The sequence below is a fragment of the uncultured Oscillibacter sp. genome, from assembly GCF_910584465.1.
Classification (GTDB): Bacteria; Bacillota; Clostridia; order Oscillospirales; family Oscillospiraceae; genus Oscillibacter.
In genome coordinates this window covers 1-13,519 of the sequence record NZ_CAJUBK010000024.1, presented here as the reverse complement: position 1 = coordinate 13,519, position 13,519 = coordinate 1, and the positions used below count along the sequence as shown (strand labels likewise).

The following is a 13,519-nucleotide window of genomic DNA, read 5'->3' as shown; positions in this document are numbered from 1 at the left end:
TCAACCGAACAGAAGTTACAGTGTGGTTACAGACGGCGGGCGGCAAGATCCTGTAAAAGAGCCGGCCCCTCCGGGGCCGGCTCCGCACAAGTTTTCAGGACTTTTTGAAGTTCCGGAAGCCTCCCGGTCTGGACCGCGCGGAGAGTCCCTTCCCGGACCTCCCGCACGCATCCCTCCCGCCGGTGGAGTCCCCGCCGCTCTTCCGGCACTCCGGGCCCGGCGCCGGTTCACAGCGCCAGCCACTGCGCCGCGTAGCCGGCCGTGGCGGCCACGCCGGTCTTCAGGACCTTCTCGTTGAGGTCGAATCGATCGTGATGATGGGGCGCTCCATAGCCTTCCTCCCGGTTCCGGATGCCCAGCAGCGCCAGGACGCCCGGATACCGCTCCAGCCACCAACAGTAGCACTCCCCGGCGTACCAGGGCTCGCAGGACACCAGTGTCCCGGCGGGCAGGAGCGGCTCCAGCGCCGCCTGCGCCGCCGCCGCGCACGCCTCGTCGTTGATCACGGGGCCGCAGCCCCGGCCCGGCCCGGAGGGCGCCTCGCCGCCCTTCAGGATCTCCACCTGGCAGCCGAAGATCGCCGCGGTGTGCTCCGCGGTCCGCCGGTACGCCTCCACGGCCTTCCGCCCGGCCTCCATGTCGAAGAAGCGGAAGCTGCCCTCGATCTCGGCGGTGTCCGAGATGATGTTGTACGCGTCGCCGCCGCGGAACACCGTGATGCCCATGGTGACGGTCTGCCCGGCGGGGATCTGGTTGCTGAACGCGGCGCACAGGTTGTTGAGGAAGCTGGCCCCGCAGAACACGGGGTTGACCGCCAGATCCGGCCGGGAGCCGTGGCCCGCCTGTCCGATGAACCGGAGGGCGACCGGGGTGCCGCCCGCCATCCGGGGGCCGGGATCGATGCTGAGCTTCCCCTCCTCCAGATCGGCGTAAGTGTGGATGGCCCAGCAGCGGTCCACATGGTACTTCTCCAGCGCGTCCAGGAGGGGCTTCACGCCGCTGTTGATCTCCTCGCCCTCCTCGAAGCAGAAGAGGACCTTGCCGCAGAGCCGGTCCCGGAGCGCGGTAAGGAGCCGCATGGCCCCCAGCAGCATGGCCGCGTGGGCGTCGTGGCCGCAGGCGTGGCAGGTATCCGGCTGCTCGGAGCGGCAGGTCCGGGGGCCGGTCAGGTTCGTCTCGCACTCCGCCATGGGCAGGGCGTCGATGTCCGCCCGCAGGGCCACCACCTTGCCCGGACGGCCGGTATCCAGCTCCACGATGACGCTGGTGACGGGGACCTCCTCATAGGGCAGGCCCAGCGCCTCGGCCTCCCGGATGATGAGGGCCTTGGTCTTATCCTCATGGGAGGCCACCTCGGCATAGGTATGGATGGTCCGGCGGCAGTCGATGACATAGGGCTCGAGCTCACCGGCCAGTCTCAAGATCTCTTCGTTCAGGCTCATAGCGTGGACCTCCTTCAAGCGCTCCTCCCCGGGCCTTCCAGCGCCCGCAGCCCTGCGGGCCGGCCCCGGGAACGGTATGATGGTATTCTATCAAAGAGGCGGGCCGATTGCAAGGACAGGATCCCCCGCTCCGCAAAATCTCATCCGGCCCCGCCGGCACCGCGGGCCAAAGCGCGTCCAACGGCCGCCGGCGCGGGCCCGGTCTGAAGATCGGCGGGAGCCCCGGCAAAGAGCGGCGGGGGAAGATCCGCCGTCCGGGCGCCTCGGCCTTCCCCATATTTCACACAAAGCCCGATATGCAATTTCTGGATCTTTCGGATCCGGGCTTGCCAGCGGCGGGAAAATCACTTAGAATAGGACATAGGGCCTCTCCGGGCCCGGCGCCTTCCGGCGATATCTCATCTGAAAAGCGAGGTGTGCGGTCATGAAGGAAAAACTGGCCGTCCTGATCTTGGCCCTGGCCCTGCTGACGGTCCCGGTCTCCGCCTTCTCCGACGTAGACGAGGGGCTGTATTATGCCGCGCCCATCGCCTGGGCCGTGGAGGAGGGCATCACCACCGGGACCTCGAAGGATACCTTCTCCCCCGACGCCTTCTGTACCCGGGCGCAGATCCTCACCTTCCTCTGGCGCGCCGCCGGCTCCCCGGAGCCGAAGAGCACCGCGAGCCCGTACCGCGACGCGGCCCCCGGCATGAACGCCGACTTTTACCGGGCCATCCTCTGGGCCGGGGAGGCCGGGATCGTCCGCCCGAGCGATCTGGACGCGGACAGGCTCTTCCCCAGCTTCCCCTGTACCCGCGCTTCCGCGGTGTCCTTCCTCTGGCGCTACGCCGGGTCCCCCGCCGCCGGGGCCCCCGCCGCCTTCACGGACGTGGCCCCCGAGGCGGACTACGCCCAGGCCGTGGCCTGGGCCGTCGAGGCCGAGATCACCACCGGCACCACGGACACCACCTTCTCCCCCGACGTGCCCTGCACCCGGGGGCAGATCGCCGCCTTCCTGTACCGCTGCCTGAACGAGGCCGATCCCGCCGGGAAGGTCCCCATCCCGGAAGATCCCGTCCCCCCGGAGCCCGCTCCGGAGCCTGCGGGGCCCCCTCTATGTACATATGCCGGGACCGGCAAAGCCCGCTCCCTGGGCCTGGACGGCAGCGCGTTCACCAGCGAGGGCGTCTACGACGCAAACGTCCAAGTGGACGTCTATTCCCCTCATGAGGCCGTCTTCACCGTCGACGTCCCCTTCCCCCTGTATCAGGCGTGCAGCTATCTCGTCCGCTTCGACGCCCAGGACCAGTCCGGGCGGAGCTATCTCTTCACCTTCCTCCGCTGGGACGAGGCCTTCGCCGACATGATCCGCTGGGAGGGCGACCACGACGGCCTCCGCTTCGTGGATACCAGCGGTCAGACGGGCTCCTTCTCCGTCCAGCAGGACTGCAGTGAGGAAGACCGTACCGGCGGTTCCCTGGTCCGCCGGGTCACCTTCTCGCAGGACAGCTATTTCGATTTCGACATGCTCCGCGGCTACGAGGTCAGCTGCTCGGTCGGCGCCGGATCGTAGATCCTCTAAAAAGGAAGGCTGTGCCGGGGGCACAGCCTTCCTTTTTTAGATGCCTTTCGATGCTCAGCGCATCCAGTCCTTCGCCTGGAAGACCGCCTTCATGCCCTTATAGGTCTCGTAGCAGTCCAGCTTGGACACCGTCTCGAAGGGGGCGTGCATGCTCAGCACCGGGACGCCCGCGTCCAGGGTATCGATGTCCCGGTTCGCCATATACATGGCCACGGTGCCGCCGCCGCCGGCATCCACCTTGCCCAGCTCGCTGACCTGCCAGATGACCCCCGCCTCATCGAAGAGCCGCCGCACGTAGGCCACGGTCTCCGCGTTGGCGTCAGAGGCGCCGGACTTGCCGCGGGCCCCGGTGTACTTGCACAGGCCGACGCCGTAGTTCAGCTGGGACTCGTTCCGCTTCTCGAACACGTCGGGGTAGTTGGGATCGTAGGCCGCCGTCACATCGGCGCTGAGGCAGAAGGACTTGGCGAAGCAGGCCCGGAGGGCCGCGCCCTGGGCGGCGCACAGGTCCTCGATGAAGGTGTCGAAGGCGGCGGACTGCATGCCCGTCACACCGTCGGACCCGATCTCCTCCTTGTCCGCCAGGATGCAGACGGCGGTCTTCTCCGGCGCCTCCTCCAGGTCCAGCAGGGCCTTGAGGGCGGCGTAAGCGCAGACCCGGTCGTCGTGGCCGTAGGCGCCGATCATAGAGCGGTCCAGGCCGATGTCGCAGGCCCTCACCGCCGGGACAGCCTCCAGCTCCGCGGAGGTCAGGTCGTCCTCCACGATGCCGTACTCCTCGTTGAGCAGCTGCATCACCGCCAGCTTCACCCGGCCGGACTCCTCCTCGCCGCCGATGGGCCGGCTCCCCAGCAGAAGGTTCAGCGTCTCGCCGGGGACGGCCTCCGCCAGGGGCTTCTTGTTCTGCGCGGCCCCCAGGTGGGGCAGCAGGTCCGTGATGACCAGGCGGGGCTCGCCCTCCTCCTCGCCGATGCGGATCGTGACGCAGGTCCCGTCCTTCAGCGCCGCCACGCCGTGGAGGGCCAGGGGGGTCGTCACCCACTGGTATTTGCGGATGCCGCCGTAATAGTGGGTCTTGAAATAGGCCAGCTCGCTGTCCTCGTACAGGGGGTTCGGCTTCAGATCCAGCCGGGGGGAGTCGATGTGGGCCGCGGCCAGCTGGATGCCCTCAGAGAGGGGCTTCCTGCCGATGCGGGCCAGCATGACCGCCTTGCCCCGGTTGCAGTGGTAGACCTTGTCCCCGGCCTCCACCGCCATCCCCGGCGTATAGGGCTTATAGCCCTTGGCCTCCGCCAGGTGGAGGACCTCCGCGGCGCACAGCCGCTCCGTCTTGCTCACGTCCAGGAAGGTCTTATAGCCCGCGCAGTAATCCTCCATGGCCGCCCGATCCGCCTCGGACAGGACGTCATAGCCGTTCTTCTTCTTGGAGAGGAGCCGCTCTTTCAGCTCCTTGTACTCGGATTTTTCCATGGTGAAAATACCTCCTTCAAATCAGCCGTGCCGCTTCTCCTCCTGGATGGCCTCCACCAGGCGCTCGAAGAACAGGCGGGCCTCCTTATAAAACTCCTCGGGAGAGTCGGTGGCGTTGTTCAGCTCACAGTCGCACTTGCCCCGGTAGAACTCGTCCTGCTTCTGGGCGCTGACCCGGAGGCGGGCGTACTGCTCCGGGATGCCGTCCCGGCTCATGATCCGCTTCACCCGCAGCTCCGTGGGGGCCGTGACGGCCACGGTGCGGTCGCACAGCCGGTCCAGGCCGCTCTCGAACAGGTTGATGGCGTCCAGGGCGCAGAGCCCCTCCGCGGCCTCCGTCCGCCGCTCCAGCTCCGGCAGGAGGAAGCGATAGACGATGGCGTTCAGCTGCTCCAGCCGGTCCCGCTTGGCGAAGACCTCCCGGCCCAGCTTCTTCCGGTCCAGCTGCCCCTCCATGGAGAAGACGCCGGGGAACTTCTCGTTGATGGCGTTCTTGAAGTCCTCGTTCTCGTTCAGGACCTCGTGATACACCGCGTCGCAGTCGATCACGGTCCCCCCCAGGTCCTGCAGGGCCCGCAGGGCGCTGCTCTTCCCCGCGCCGGTGCCGCCGGTCAGCCCCAGGATGATCCGCTTGCTGTCCGCGTCGAAGACGTGGAAGCCCGCCGCCTTTTTCAGCCGGTTGCCGATGGCCAGGCCAAGGCCCCGGTTGTCCGGGCACTGGGCGAAGATCTCCGTCACCTCGGTGGCGTCGAAGCTCCGCAGGGCCTCGAAGACCCGCTGGGCCTGGATCTGCTTGTCGCTGCTGGGGCCCAGGGGGCGGACCACCTGCTCCGGGAACAGGTGGGCGTACTCGTCGAAGCAGATGACGCCCGCGCCGGGGGACACCCGCCGCTCGATCTCCCGGGCGGAGTTCATGGGCGCGCCGGTGATCACCGTCACCGGGGCCTTGGGCGCGTAGTGGCGGTACTTCATGCCGGGGGCGCCGGGATGCTCGTCCGGCCGGAGGGAGGAGCTGACCGCCCGGTCCACGTCGATGTGGCCGATCAGCCGCTCGATGTCCTCCACCGGCAGCCCGCCGGGGCGGAGCAGCCGGGGCGGCGTGCAGGTCAGGTCCAGCACGGTGGATTCCACGCCCACGGTGCAGGGCCCGCCGTCCACGATCATGTCCACCCGGCCCCCCACGTCCTCCATCACGTCCTGGGCCGTGGTGCAGCTGGGACGGCCGGAGGTGTTGGCGCTGGGGGCAGCGATGGCCAGGCCCGCCTCCCGGATGATGGCCAGGGTGACGGGATGGTTCGGGCAGCGCACGCCCACGGTGTCCAGCCCCGCCGTGGTCTCATCCGGCACCGTGGGCTGGCGCTTCAAGATCATGGTCAGGGGCCCCGGCCAGAATTTCCGGGCCAGGGTGTAGGCCACCGGGGGGATCTCCCGGCAGTACCGGGGGAGCCACTGGGCCCCGGTGACGTGGAGGATCAGGGGGTTGTCCTGGGGACGGCCCTTCACCTCGAAGATGCGCCGGACGGAGGCCGTGTTGGTCCCGTCGGCCCCCAGGCCGTACACCGTCTCCGTGGGGATGCCCACCAGCCCCCCCTCCCGGAGGATCTTGGCGGCGGCGGAGATCTTGTCCTCGATCTCCTTCTGCTGTCCCTTGGTGTCCCGCAAGTCGTAATAAATCGTCTGCATATCGTTCGCCTCTATCTCTCCGAACGGGCTCCCGCCCGGTCTTTACACCACAAGATCGTTCCATACACGGCCGCGGCCAGCGCCGCCAGGACCAGCGGCAGGAGGAGCAGGGCGCAGATCCCCGCGATCTCCGCGTCCTCGGCGGCGTAAGGGTCATCCTCCGCGCCGCAGCGCATGACATACCGCGTCCCCCGAAGCCAGGCCCAGGCCGTCAGGGCCTCCAGCCCGGCCATCCCCGCCGCCAGCGTCCACGCCAGCAGCAGACCGAGCCGCCGCCTCATCCTCCGCCGCCCTCCAGCCGCGCCGCCGTGTCCGCCGTGACCAGGGCGTCCACGATCTCGTCCAGGTCCCCGTCCATCACGGCGTCCAGCTTATACAGCGTCAGGCCGATCCGGTGGTCCGTCACCCGGCCCTGGGGGAAATTATACGTCCGCACCCGCTCGCTGCGGTCGCCGCTGCCCACCTGGCTGCGGCGCTCCGAAGCGGCGGACTCCGCCTGTCTGGCCCGTTCCCGCTCGTAGAGCCGGGAGCGGAGGACCTTCATGGCCTTGTCCTTGTTCTTATACTGGCTCCGCTCGTCCTGGCACTCCACCACCAGGCCCGTGGGCAGGTGGGTGATGCGGATGGCGGACTCCGTCTTGTTCACGTGCTGTCCCCCCGCGCCGGAGGAACGGTAGGTGTCGATCTGCAGGTCCCTGGGGTCGATCGCCACGTCCACCTCCTCCGCCTCCGGGAGCACCGCCACTGTGGCGGCGCTGGTGTGGATGCGGCCCCCGGATTCCGTCTCCGGCACCCGCTGGACCCGGTGGACGCCGCTCTCGAATTTCAGCCGGGAGAACACGTCCTCCCCCTCGATCAGCACGGCGCACTCCTTCACGCCCCCCAGCTCCGTCTCGCTGAGCTCCAGCGTCTCCATCCGCCAGCCCCGGCGCTGGGCGTACATGCCGTACATCCGCAGGAGGGAATGGGCGAACAGCGCCCCCTCCTCGCCGCCCACGCCGCCCCGGAGCTCCAGGATGGCGTTCCGGCCGTCGTTGGGGTCCTTCGGCAAAAGCAGGCGCTTCAGCTCCTCCTCCAGCCGCTCCGCCTCCGCCTTGGCCGCGGACAGCTCCTCCTGGGCCAGGTCCTTCATCTCCGGGTCCCGGAGGAGGGCCTCCGCCTCCTCCCGGCGGCGCTCCGCGGCCTCCAGGGCCTGGGCGGCCTCCGCCACCGGCGTCAGCTCCTTCAGCTCCCGCCGGAGGGCCCGCAGGCGGCCGCCGTCCCCGTAGACGCCGGGATCCGCCAGCTGGGCCTCCAGGTCCTCCCGGCGGAGGATCAGCTCTCTTAGTCTTTCCAGCATGGGTCCCCTCCTAGACAACGATCTCTCACCCGCAGCGGAGGGGACGGCTACCGCCCGCTGGTCTGCAGGAACTCCTGGGTCTGGCGGAGGAACTCCTCCTGCCAGAAGGCATAGCCCACGGACCCGCTCCGCAGGGACACCGCCGTCCGGTGCCCGCAGGGGGTGTAGCGGTCCATCTGCTCGAAGATCTCCTCGTTCTTGTCCTCACAGCCCCGGGTCAGCACGTACGAGGCGTTCCGGATCTCCTTCCCGTTGTGCTTCAAAAAGCTCCGCACCACGGAGGAGCACCGCCCCGCCCAGACGGGGGACCCCACGATCACCAGCCGGTAGTCCGTCAGGGGGAACCGGGCCGTGCATCTCACCGGCGGCACCGTGCGGCGCATGGCGTCCACGCCGCACCGGAGCCAGCCGCCCCAGCCGCTGCGGTCCACGCTGTCCTGCAGCTCCGCCAGCTCCGCTCCCAGGGCCTGGGCGATCTCCTCCATGGCCCTGCGCGTGTTCCCCGTCCGGGAGTAATAGACACAAAGCACGTTGTTCCATGCCACTTGGCTTTCATCTCCTTCGCATCAGTCGAAGAGGGCCGTCTTCACCACGGCGAACGCCTCTCTCAGATAGTAGTTGGCGGTGAGCCACCACCAGGGCAGCTCCGCCGGCACGCCGACCGTCTCGAGCCCCTGCCGCCGGGCGATCATGCGGGCCCGGAAGCAGTGGAAGTCGTTGGTCACCACGGCGACGACCGCCGTCCCGGTGTCTACGCCGTGCTCCTCCAGCAGGGCCTTGGAGTACCGGAAGTTCTGGGCCGTGTTGGTGGACCGGTCCTCCAGGAGGAACCGGGCGTCCTCCGCCTCGTCCCCCGTCCACAGCGCCCGGCGCATGGCCTCGGCCTCGGAGACGGCCTCTCCCGGCCCCTGGCCCCCGGAGAGGACCACCGGCACGTCCGGATGCCCCTCCAGATAGTCCTCCGCCGCCCGGATGCGGCTCCACAGCGCCGCCGACGGCTCCTCGCCGTTGACCCCGGCCCCCAGGACGATCACCGCGTCCACCGGGACGGCGGCATCATCCGCCTCCCCCCGGGAGACGATGGCGGCCTCGATGCCGGTCAGGACGGCCAGGCCCAGGGCCAGCCCCGCGAAAAAGGCCCGCTGGCAGAGCTTCCAGGCCCGGGACCTGTCCGCCCGGCGGTGCACGAACAGGCCCAGCCTCCAGACCGCCAGGGCGCCCAGGGAAAGACAGCCCGTGAAGCGCATCCCGTTGGGCACCACCGCCAGGGCCAGCCCCGCCCCGGCCAGGACCAGCTGCCCGGCCCGGCAAAGCCCCTTCGCCGTCATGCCTCCCCGGCCTCCTCGCTGAGCTGCTCCCACCGCTCGTACAGCGCGTCCAGCGCCGCCTGAGCGGCCTCCCGCTCCGCTGTCAGCCCCGTCAGCTCCTCATAGTCGCAGGCGGCGGCTTCCATGTCCGCCTCCAACGCGGCGATCCGCTCCTCCGCCTTGGCGATGTCCCGCTCACAGATGGTCAGCTGCCGCCGGGCGTTCTGTTGGGCCCGGTTCCCTCGGGCAGGGCGCTCGGCCTTCTCTTTGGCGGGCTTGGGCGGCTCGGTCTTCGCCGCCTCCTCCTGGGCCTTGACCTGCCGGTACTCGGCGAAGCCCATGGGATAATCCGTGATGGTCCCGTCCGCCAGCTCCCAGATCCGGGTGGCGAAGCGGTTGATGAAATAGCGGTCGTGGCTGACGAAGAGCAGCGTCCCGTCATAGGACTCCACCGCCTCCTCGATCCACTCCCGGGACGCGATGTCCAGGTGGTTCGTGGGCTCGTCCAGGATGAGGAAGTTGATCTCCCCGTCCATCAGCATGCACAGCCGCAGACGGCTCTGCTCCCCGCCAGAGAGGACGGACACGGGCTTGAACACGTCCTCCCCCCGGAAGTCATAGGCCGCCAGGCGGTTCCGGGCGCTCTGGGCGGAGAGGCCCCGCTTGGAGGCGCACATGACCTCCACCAGGTCCCAGTCCGGGTGCTCGAAGCGGACGATCTGGGGCAGGTAGGCGGGCTTCGCCTGGGGCCCCAGCTTGATCCGGCCCTCGTCGGGGTACAGCTCCCCCACGATCATCTTGATGAGGGTGGACTTCCCCGTGCCGTTGTCGCCGATCAGGGCGATGCGCTCGCCCCCCTCCACCTTCAGGGTGATGCCGTCGAACAGATGCTTGTCCCCATAGGACTTCGCCACGTTCCGGATGCCCAGCACCTCGTCCCCGTGGAACTCGGCCGTGGAGAAGCGGGCGTCCATCTTCTGCCGCCGGGTGGGCTTGGCGGTGGTGCGCATCCGCTCGATCCGCCGCTCGATGTTCACGGCCCGGCGGTAGGTCTTGTCCATGCCCATGAAGGCCCAGACCCGCAGCTGCTCCGCCGCCTTCTCCAGCTGCTGGATCTTGGCCTGTTCCTTTTCGTACCGCTTCAGCCGCTCCTGATAGCGGCGCTCCTTCTCCACGGCGTAAAAGCTGTAATTGCCGCTGTAGAACTCCGCCCTGCCCTCCTCGATCTCGATGACCCGCGTGACCACCCGGTCCAGGAAATAGCGGTCGTGGGAGATCGCGACGACGGTGCCCCGGAAGCCCCGGATATACTCCTCCAGCCACTCCGTGGCGTGGAGGTCCAGGTGGTTCGTGGGCTCGTCCAGCAGCAGGATGTCCGTGTCCTCCAAGATCAGGCGGCCCAGGTTCACCCGGGTCTTCTCGCCGCCGGAGAGGCTGTCGAAGAGCTGGCGGCGCATCTCCGGGGAGATGGACAGGCCGTTGGCGATCTTGTTCACCGCCACGTCGGTATCATAGCCGCCGAAGACCTCGAAGCGCTCGCTGAGGGACCCGTAGCGCCGCAGCAGCGCCGGGTCCGTCTCCCCCGCCGCCATGCGGCCCGCCAGGGCCTCCATCTCCTTCGCCAGGCCCTCCAGGCGCCGGAAGGCGGAGCGGAGCACGTCCTCCACGGTATGGCCCGCCGGGTAGACGGGGATCTGGGAGATCAGGCCCAGCCGCCGCCCCTGGGCGACGGACGCCCGGCCCTCGTCGGCCTCCAGCTCATGGGTCAATATGCGGAACAAGGTGGTCTTCCCCGCGCCGTTCCGGCCCAGCAGGCCCACTCGTTCCCCCTGGTCGATCTGGAAGGTCAGGCCGTCCAGGACATTATGCCCCACCTCGAAGGACTTGACCAGGGAATCGATCTGTATCTCGATCATAGTATCTTATTATCCACTCTCCGTCTCACTCTGTCTGCAGCCGCCGGACCAGCTCGCCGAACGCCATGGCGTGGGACGCCTTCACCAGCATGACGGTCCCCGGCCCCAGCTGGCGCCGCAGCTCCGGCAGGGCCTCCTCCTTGGTGGGGAAGTACAGCACGGAGCCGCCGCTCTGCGCCACGCCGTCGGCGATCCGCCCGGCCCGCTCCCCGTCGCCGATGGCGAAGACCAGGTCGATGCCCAGCATCGCCGCCAGGGCCCCCATGTTGTAATGGGCCCGGTTCTTCAGGTCCCCCAGCTCCCCCATGTCCCCCAGGACGGCGACCTTCTTGTCGCACTCCGTCCGGGCCAGGACCTCCAGCGCCGCCGCCACGGACTGGGGGTTGGCGTTGTAGCAGTCGTCCAGGATCATCCGCCTCCCTGGCAGGCGGAGCACCCGCATCCGGCTCCCCGCCGGGACGTAAGAGGCCGCGCCCCGGGCGATCTCCTCCCCGCTCAGGCCCAGGGCCTCTCCCACCGCCGCGGCGATGGCCGCGGCGTAGGCCATATGCTCCCCCGGGGCGGGGATGTTCAGGGCGTAGCGCCCCTCCTCCGTCACGATGGTGCAGCGGATGCCCTCCACGCCGTGGTCGGAGATCTCGCAGATCCGGGCCTGGCAGTGCCGGGACTTGCCGCAGCGGACCGTCCGGAAGGGCCCCGACACCGTGTCCAGCAGCGCGTCGTCGCCGTTCAGGACCGCCAGGCCGTCCTTTTTCAGGTGCGTGAAGATCTCGCACTTGGCCTTCAGGATGCCCTGGCGGCTCCCCAGGTACTCGATGTGGGCGTCGCCGATGTTGGAGATCACGGCGATGTCCGGCTTCACCATGTCGGTGAGGTACTCGATCTCGCCGAAGTGGTTCATCCCCGTCTCGATCACCGCCGCCTCATGCTCATGGCGCAGGCCCAGCAGCGTCAGGGGGACGCCGATGTCGTTGTTGTAGTTCTCCGGGGTCTTCCAGACCTTGAACCGCGCCCCCAGGACGGCGGCGATCATCTCCTTGGTGGTGGTCTTCCCCACGCTGCCGGTGATCTGGATCACCGGGATATGGAACCGGTCCCGGTAAGCCGAGGCCAGGTCCCGGAGGGCCAGGCGGGTGTCCTTCACCTGGATGTAGAATTTGTCCTCCCGGCGCACCTCCGGCACGCGGGCGCAGAGGCACCCCGCCGCGCCGGCCTCCAGGGCCGCGTCGATAAAATCATGCCCGTCGAACCGCTCCCCCACCCAGGGCAGGAACAGACAGCCGGGCTCCAGAGCGCGGCTGTCGGTGCAGACCGCGGTGACGGCGGCGGTCTGTCCGCTCGGGTCCAGCCATACGCCGTCCACGGCGGTGACGATCTGGCCAACAGTCATGGGCTCCATTCCATCTTCCTCCTCACGCCTCCAAAGGCGCGCTTCCTTCATTTCGATCCGTCGATATGTATCGTCCGGCCGGGATGCTCAGCGCCGCTCGATGTCATAGGACAGCCGCACGATCTCCTCGCACAGCTCGCCGTAGCTCATGCCCACGGCGGCGGCCTCCTGGGGCACGAAGCTGGTGGGGGTCATGCCCGGCAGGGAGTTGATCTCCAGGCACCAGAGCTTCCCGTCCCCATCCAAGATCATGTCCGTCCGGGAGTAGACCGCCAGGCCCAGGGCCCGGTGGGCCCGCAGGGCCAGCTCTCCGGCGGCTTCGGCCTCCGCCCTGCTCAGGCGGGCGGGGCAGGTCTCCGCCGCGCCGCCCCTCTGGTACTTGGCGGCGTAATCGAAGTCCTTCCCGGCGGGGACGGTCTCCACCGCGGGCAGGGCCCGCTCCCCCAGCACGGCCACCGTCAGCTCCCGGCCGAAGATCCGCTCCTCCCAGATGACTTCCCCGCCGAAGGACCGCACCTCCCGCAGCGCCTCCTCCAGCGCCTCCCGGTCCTCCGGCAGGTAGACGCCCAGGGAGGACCCGCCGGTGGTGGTCTTGACGACGCAGGGCAGGGCCAGGGACTCCGCCAGCTCCGGGATCTCGTCGGCGGTGTAGGACAGCGTCTCCCACTTCGGCGTGGGGATGCCGCAGGCGTCCATGATGCGCTTGCTCACCGCCTTGTCCATGGCGATGCCGGAGGCCAGGTAGCCGGACCCGGTATAGGGCACGCCCAGCAGCTCCAGGGCCGCCTGGACCCGCCCGTCCTCGCCGTCCCGGCCGTGGAGGCCCAGGAAGACGAGGTCCGCCAGCTGGCACAGCTCCAAAACGTTGGGGCCGAAGACCCGGGGGCTTTGGTCCTTCCGGCTCCGCCGGACGGCCTCCAGGTCCGGGGCCACGGGGTCGATCCTCGCGTCGGGGCACAGGCCGTCCGCCGCGTCGAACAGGGCCTCCAGGTCCTCCGGGACCTCCTCCAGCCCCAGGAACAGATCCACTAAAATGGCCCGGTGGCCCCGCTCCCGCAGCGCCCGGCAGATGCCGTTCCCTGTCACCAGGGACACTGCCCGCTCTGTGGAGAGACCTCCGGCCAAGACGACGATCTTCATCGTAAGCTCCTCTCATGCTCAGGATACTATCAGGTTATTATAATCTGCTATAGTTTAGCACACGCGTCAAATAAATACAACCGTTAAAACGCTTTTTTACGCCCCCGGGAAAAGAGGCTTGACATGGACCCCACTCCATGTGATACACTGTGTGCTGTCTTTTCATACCCTTTCAGATCTTTGATAAAAAGGAGGACATCCCATGGCTGAAACATCCAAGGTCTATTTCGCGGACTTCCGCTGCCCCAGCTGGCGGGAGAACCTGCCC

At 68.4% G+C, this 13,519-nt stretch carries 11 protein-coding genes; 1 reads left to right on the top strand and 10 read right to left on the bottom strand.

All coding sequences use genetic code 11. The annotated features are described in order from the left end of the window. Positions 1 to 227: 227 nt before the first annotated feature. Positions 228 to 1,442 carry an amidohydrolase gene (locus QZ332_RS07470; RefSeq protein WP_295764209.1) on the bottom strand — a complete coding sequence of 405 codons (1,215 nt, stop codon included), beginning with the start codon at positions 1,440 to 1,442 and terminating at the stop codon, positions 228 to 230. Positions 1,443 to 1,866: 424 nt separating this feature from the next. Here QZ332_RS07470 and QZ332_RS07465 point away from each other — a divergent pair, with 424 nt between their 5' ends. Further along, positions 1,867 to 2,997 (top strand): S-layer homology domain-containing protein, encoded by a 1,131-nt coding sequence (locus QZ332_RS07465; RefSeq protein ID WP_295764208.1) that lies wholly within the window; start codon positions 1,867 to 1,869, stop codon positions 2,995 to 2,997. A gap of 63 nt (positions 2,998 to 3,060) precedes the next feature. On the opposite strand, the gene QZ332_RS07460 is transcribed toward QZ332_RS07465, so the two are convergent. From QZ332_RS07460 to QZ332_RS07420, 9 genes are all read right to left on the bottom strand, one after another. Next, positions 3,061 to 4,476, bottom strand: coding sequence for an aminopeptidase (locus QZ332_RS07460; RefSeq protein ID WP_295764207.1), 1,416 nt, complete (start codon positions 4,474 to 4,476; stop codon positions 3,061 to 3,063). A gap of 21 nt (positions 4,477 to 4,497) precedes the next feature. Continuing rightward, positions 4,498 to 6,159, bottom strand: coding sequence for an L-threonylcarbamoyladenylate synthase (locus QZ332_RS07455; RefSeq protein ID WP_295764206.1), 1,662 nt, complete (start codon positions 6,157 to 6,159; stop codon positions 4,498 to 4,500). Between the two features lie 11 nt (positions 6,160 to 6,170). Next, on the bottom strand, positions 6,171 to 6,440 hold the full coding sequence (locus QZ332_RS07450) for a hypothetical protein (protein WP_295764205.1): 270 nt from the start codon (positions 6,438 to 6,440) through the stop codon (positions 6,171 to 6,173). Then, positions 6,437 to 7,498 carry a peptide chain release factor 1 gene (gene prfA / locus QZ332_RS07445; RefSeq protein ID WP_295764204.1) on the bottom strand — a complete coding sequence of 354 codons (1,062 nt, stop codon included), beginning with the start codon at positions 7,496 to 7,498 and terminating at the stop codon, positions 6,437 to 6,439. The genes QZ332_RS07450 and prfA overlap by 4 nt, the downstream gene beginning before the upstream one ends. A gap of 47 nt (positions 7,499 to 7,545) precedes the next feature. After that, positions 7,546 to 8,043 carry a hypothetical protein gene (locus QZ332_RS07440; protein WP_295764203.1) on the bottom strand — a complete coding sequence of 166 codons (498 nt, stop codon included), beginning with the start codon at positions 8,041 to 8,043 and terminating at the stop codon, positions 7,546 to 7,548. Between the two features lie 21 nt (positions 8,044 to 8,064). Continuing rightward, positions 8,065 to 8,826, bottom strand: a complete 762-nt coding sequence (locus QZ332_RS07435) for a YdcF family protein (protein ID WP_295764202.1) — start codon at positions 8,824 to 8,826, stop codon at positions 8,065 to 8,067. After that, the gene (gene abc-f / locus QZ332_RS07430) at positions 8,823 to 10,721 is read right to left on the bottom strand and encodes a ribosomal protection-like ABC-F family protein (protein ID WP_295764201.1); all 1,899 of its coding nucleotides are present in this window, start codon (positions 10,719 to 10,721) and stop codon (positions 8,823 to 8,825) included. The genes QZ332_RS07435 and abc-f overlap by 4 nt, the downstream gene beginning before the upstream one ends. 25 nt (positions 10,722 to 10,746) lie before the next feature. Beyond that, a complete protein-coding gene (gene murF, locus QZ332_RS07425; RefSeq protein WP_295764200.1) occupies positions 10,747 to 12,120 on the bottom strand; it encodes a UDP-N-acetylmuramoyl-tripeptide--D-alanyl-D-alanine ligase in 1,374 nt (457 codons plus the stop codon). Positions 12,121 to 12,198: 78 nt separating this feature from the next. Next, positions 12,199 to 13,251: a D-alanine--D-alanine ligase gene (locus QZ332_RS07420; protein ID WP_295764199.1), complete on the bottom strand. Its 1,053-nt coding sequence runs from the start codon at positions 13,249 to 13,251 to the stop codon at positions 12,199 to 12,201. Between the last annotated feature and the right edge of the window lie 268 nt (positions 13,252 to 13,519).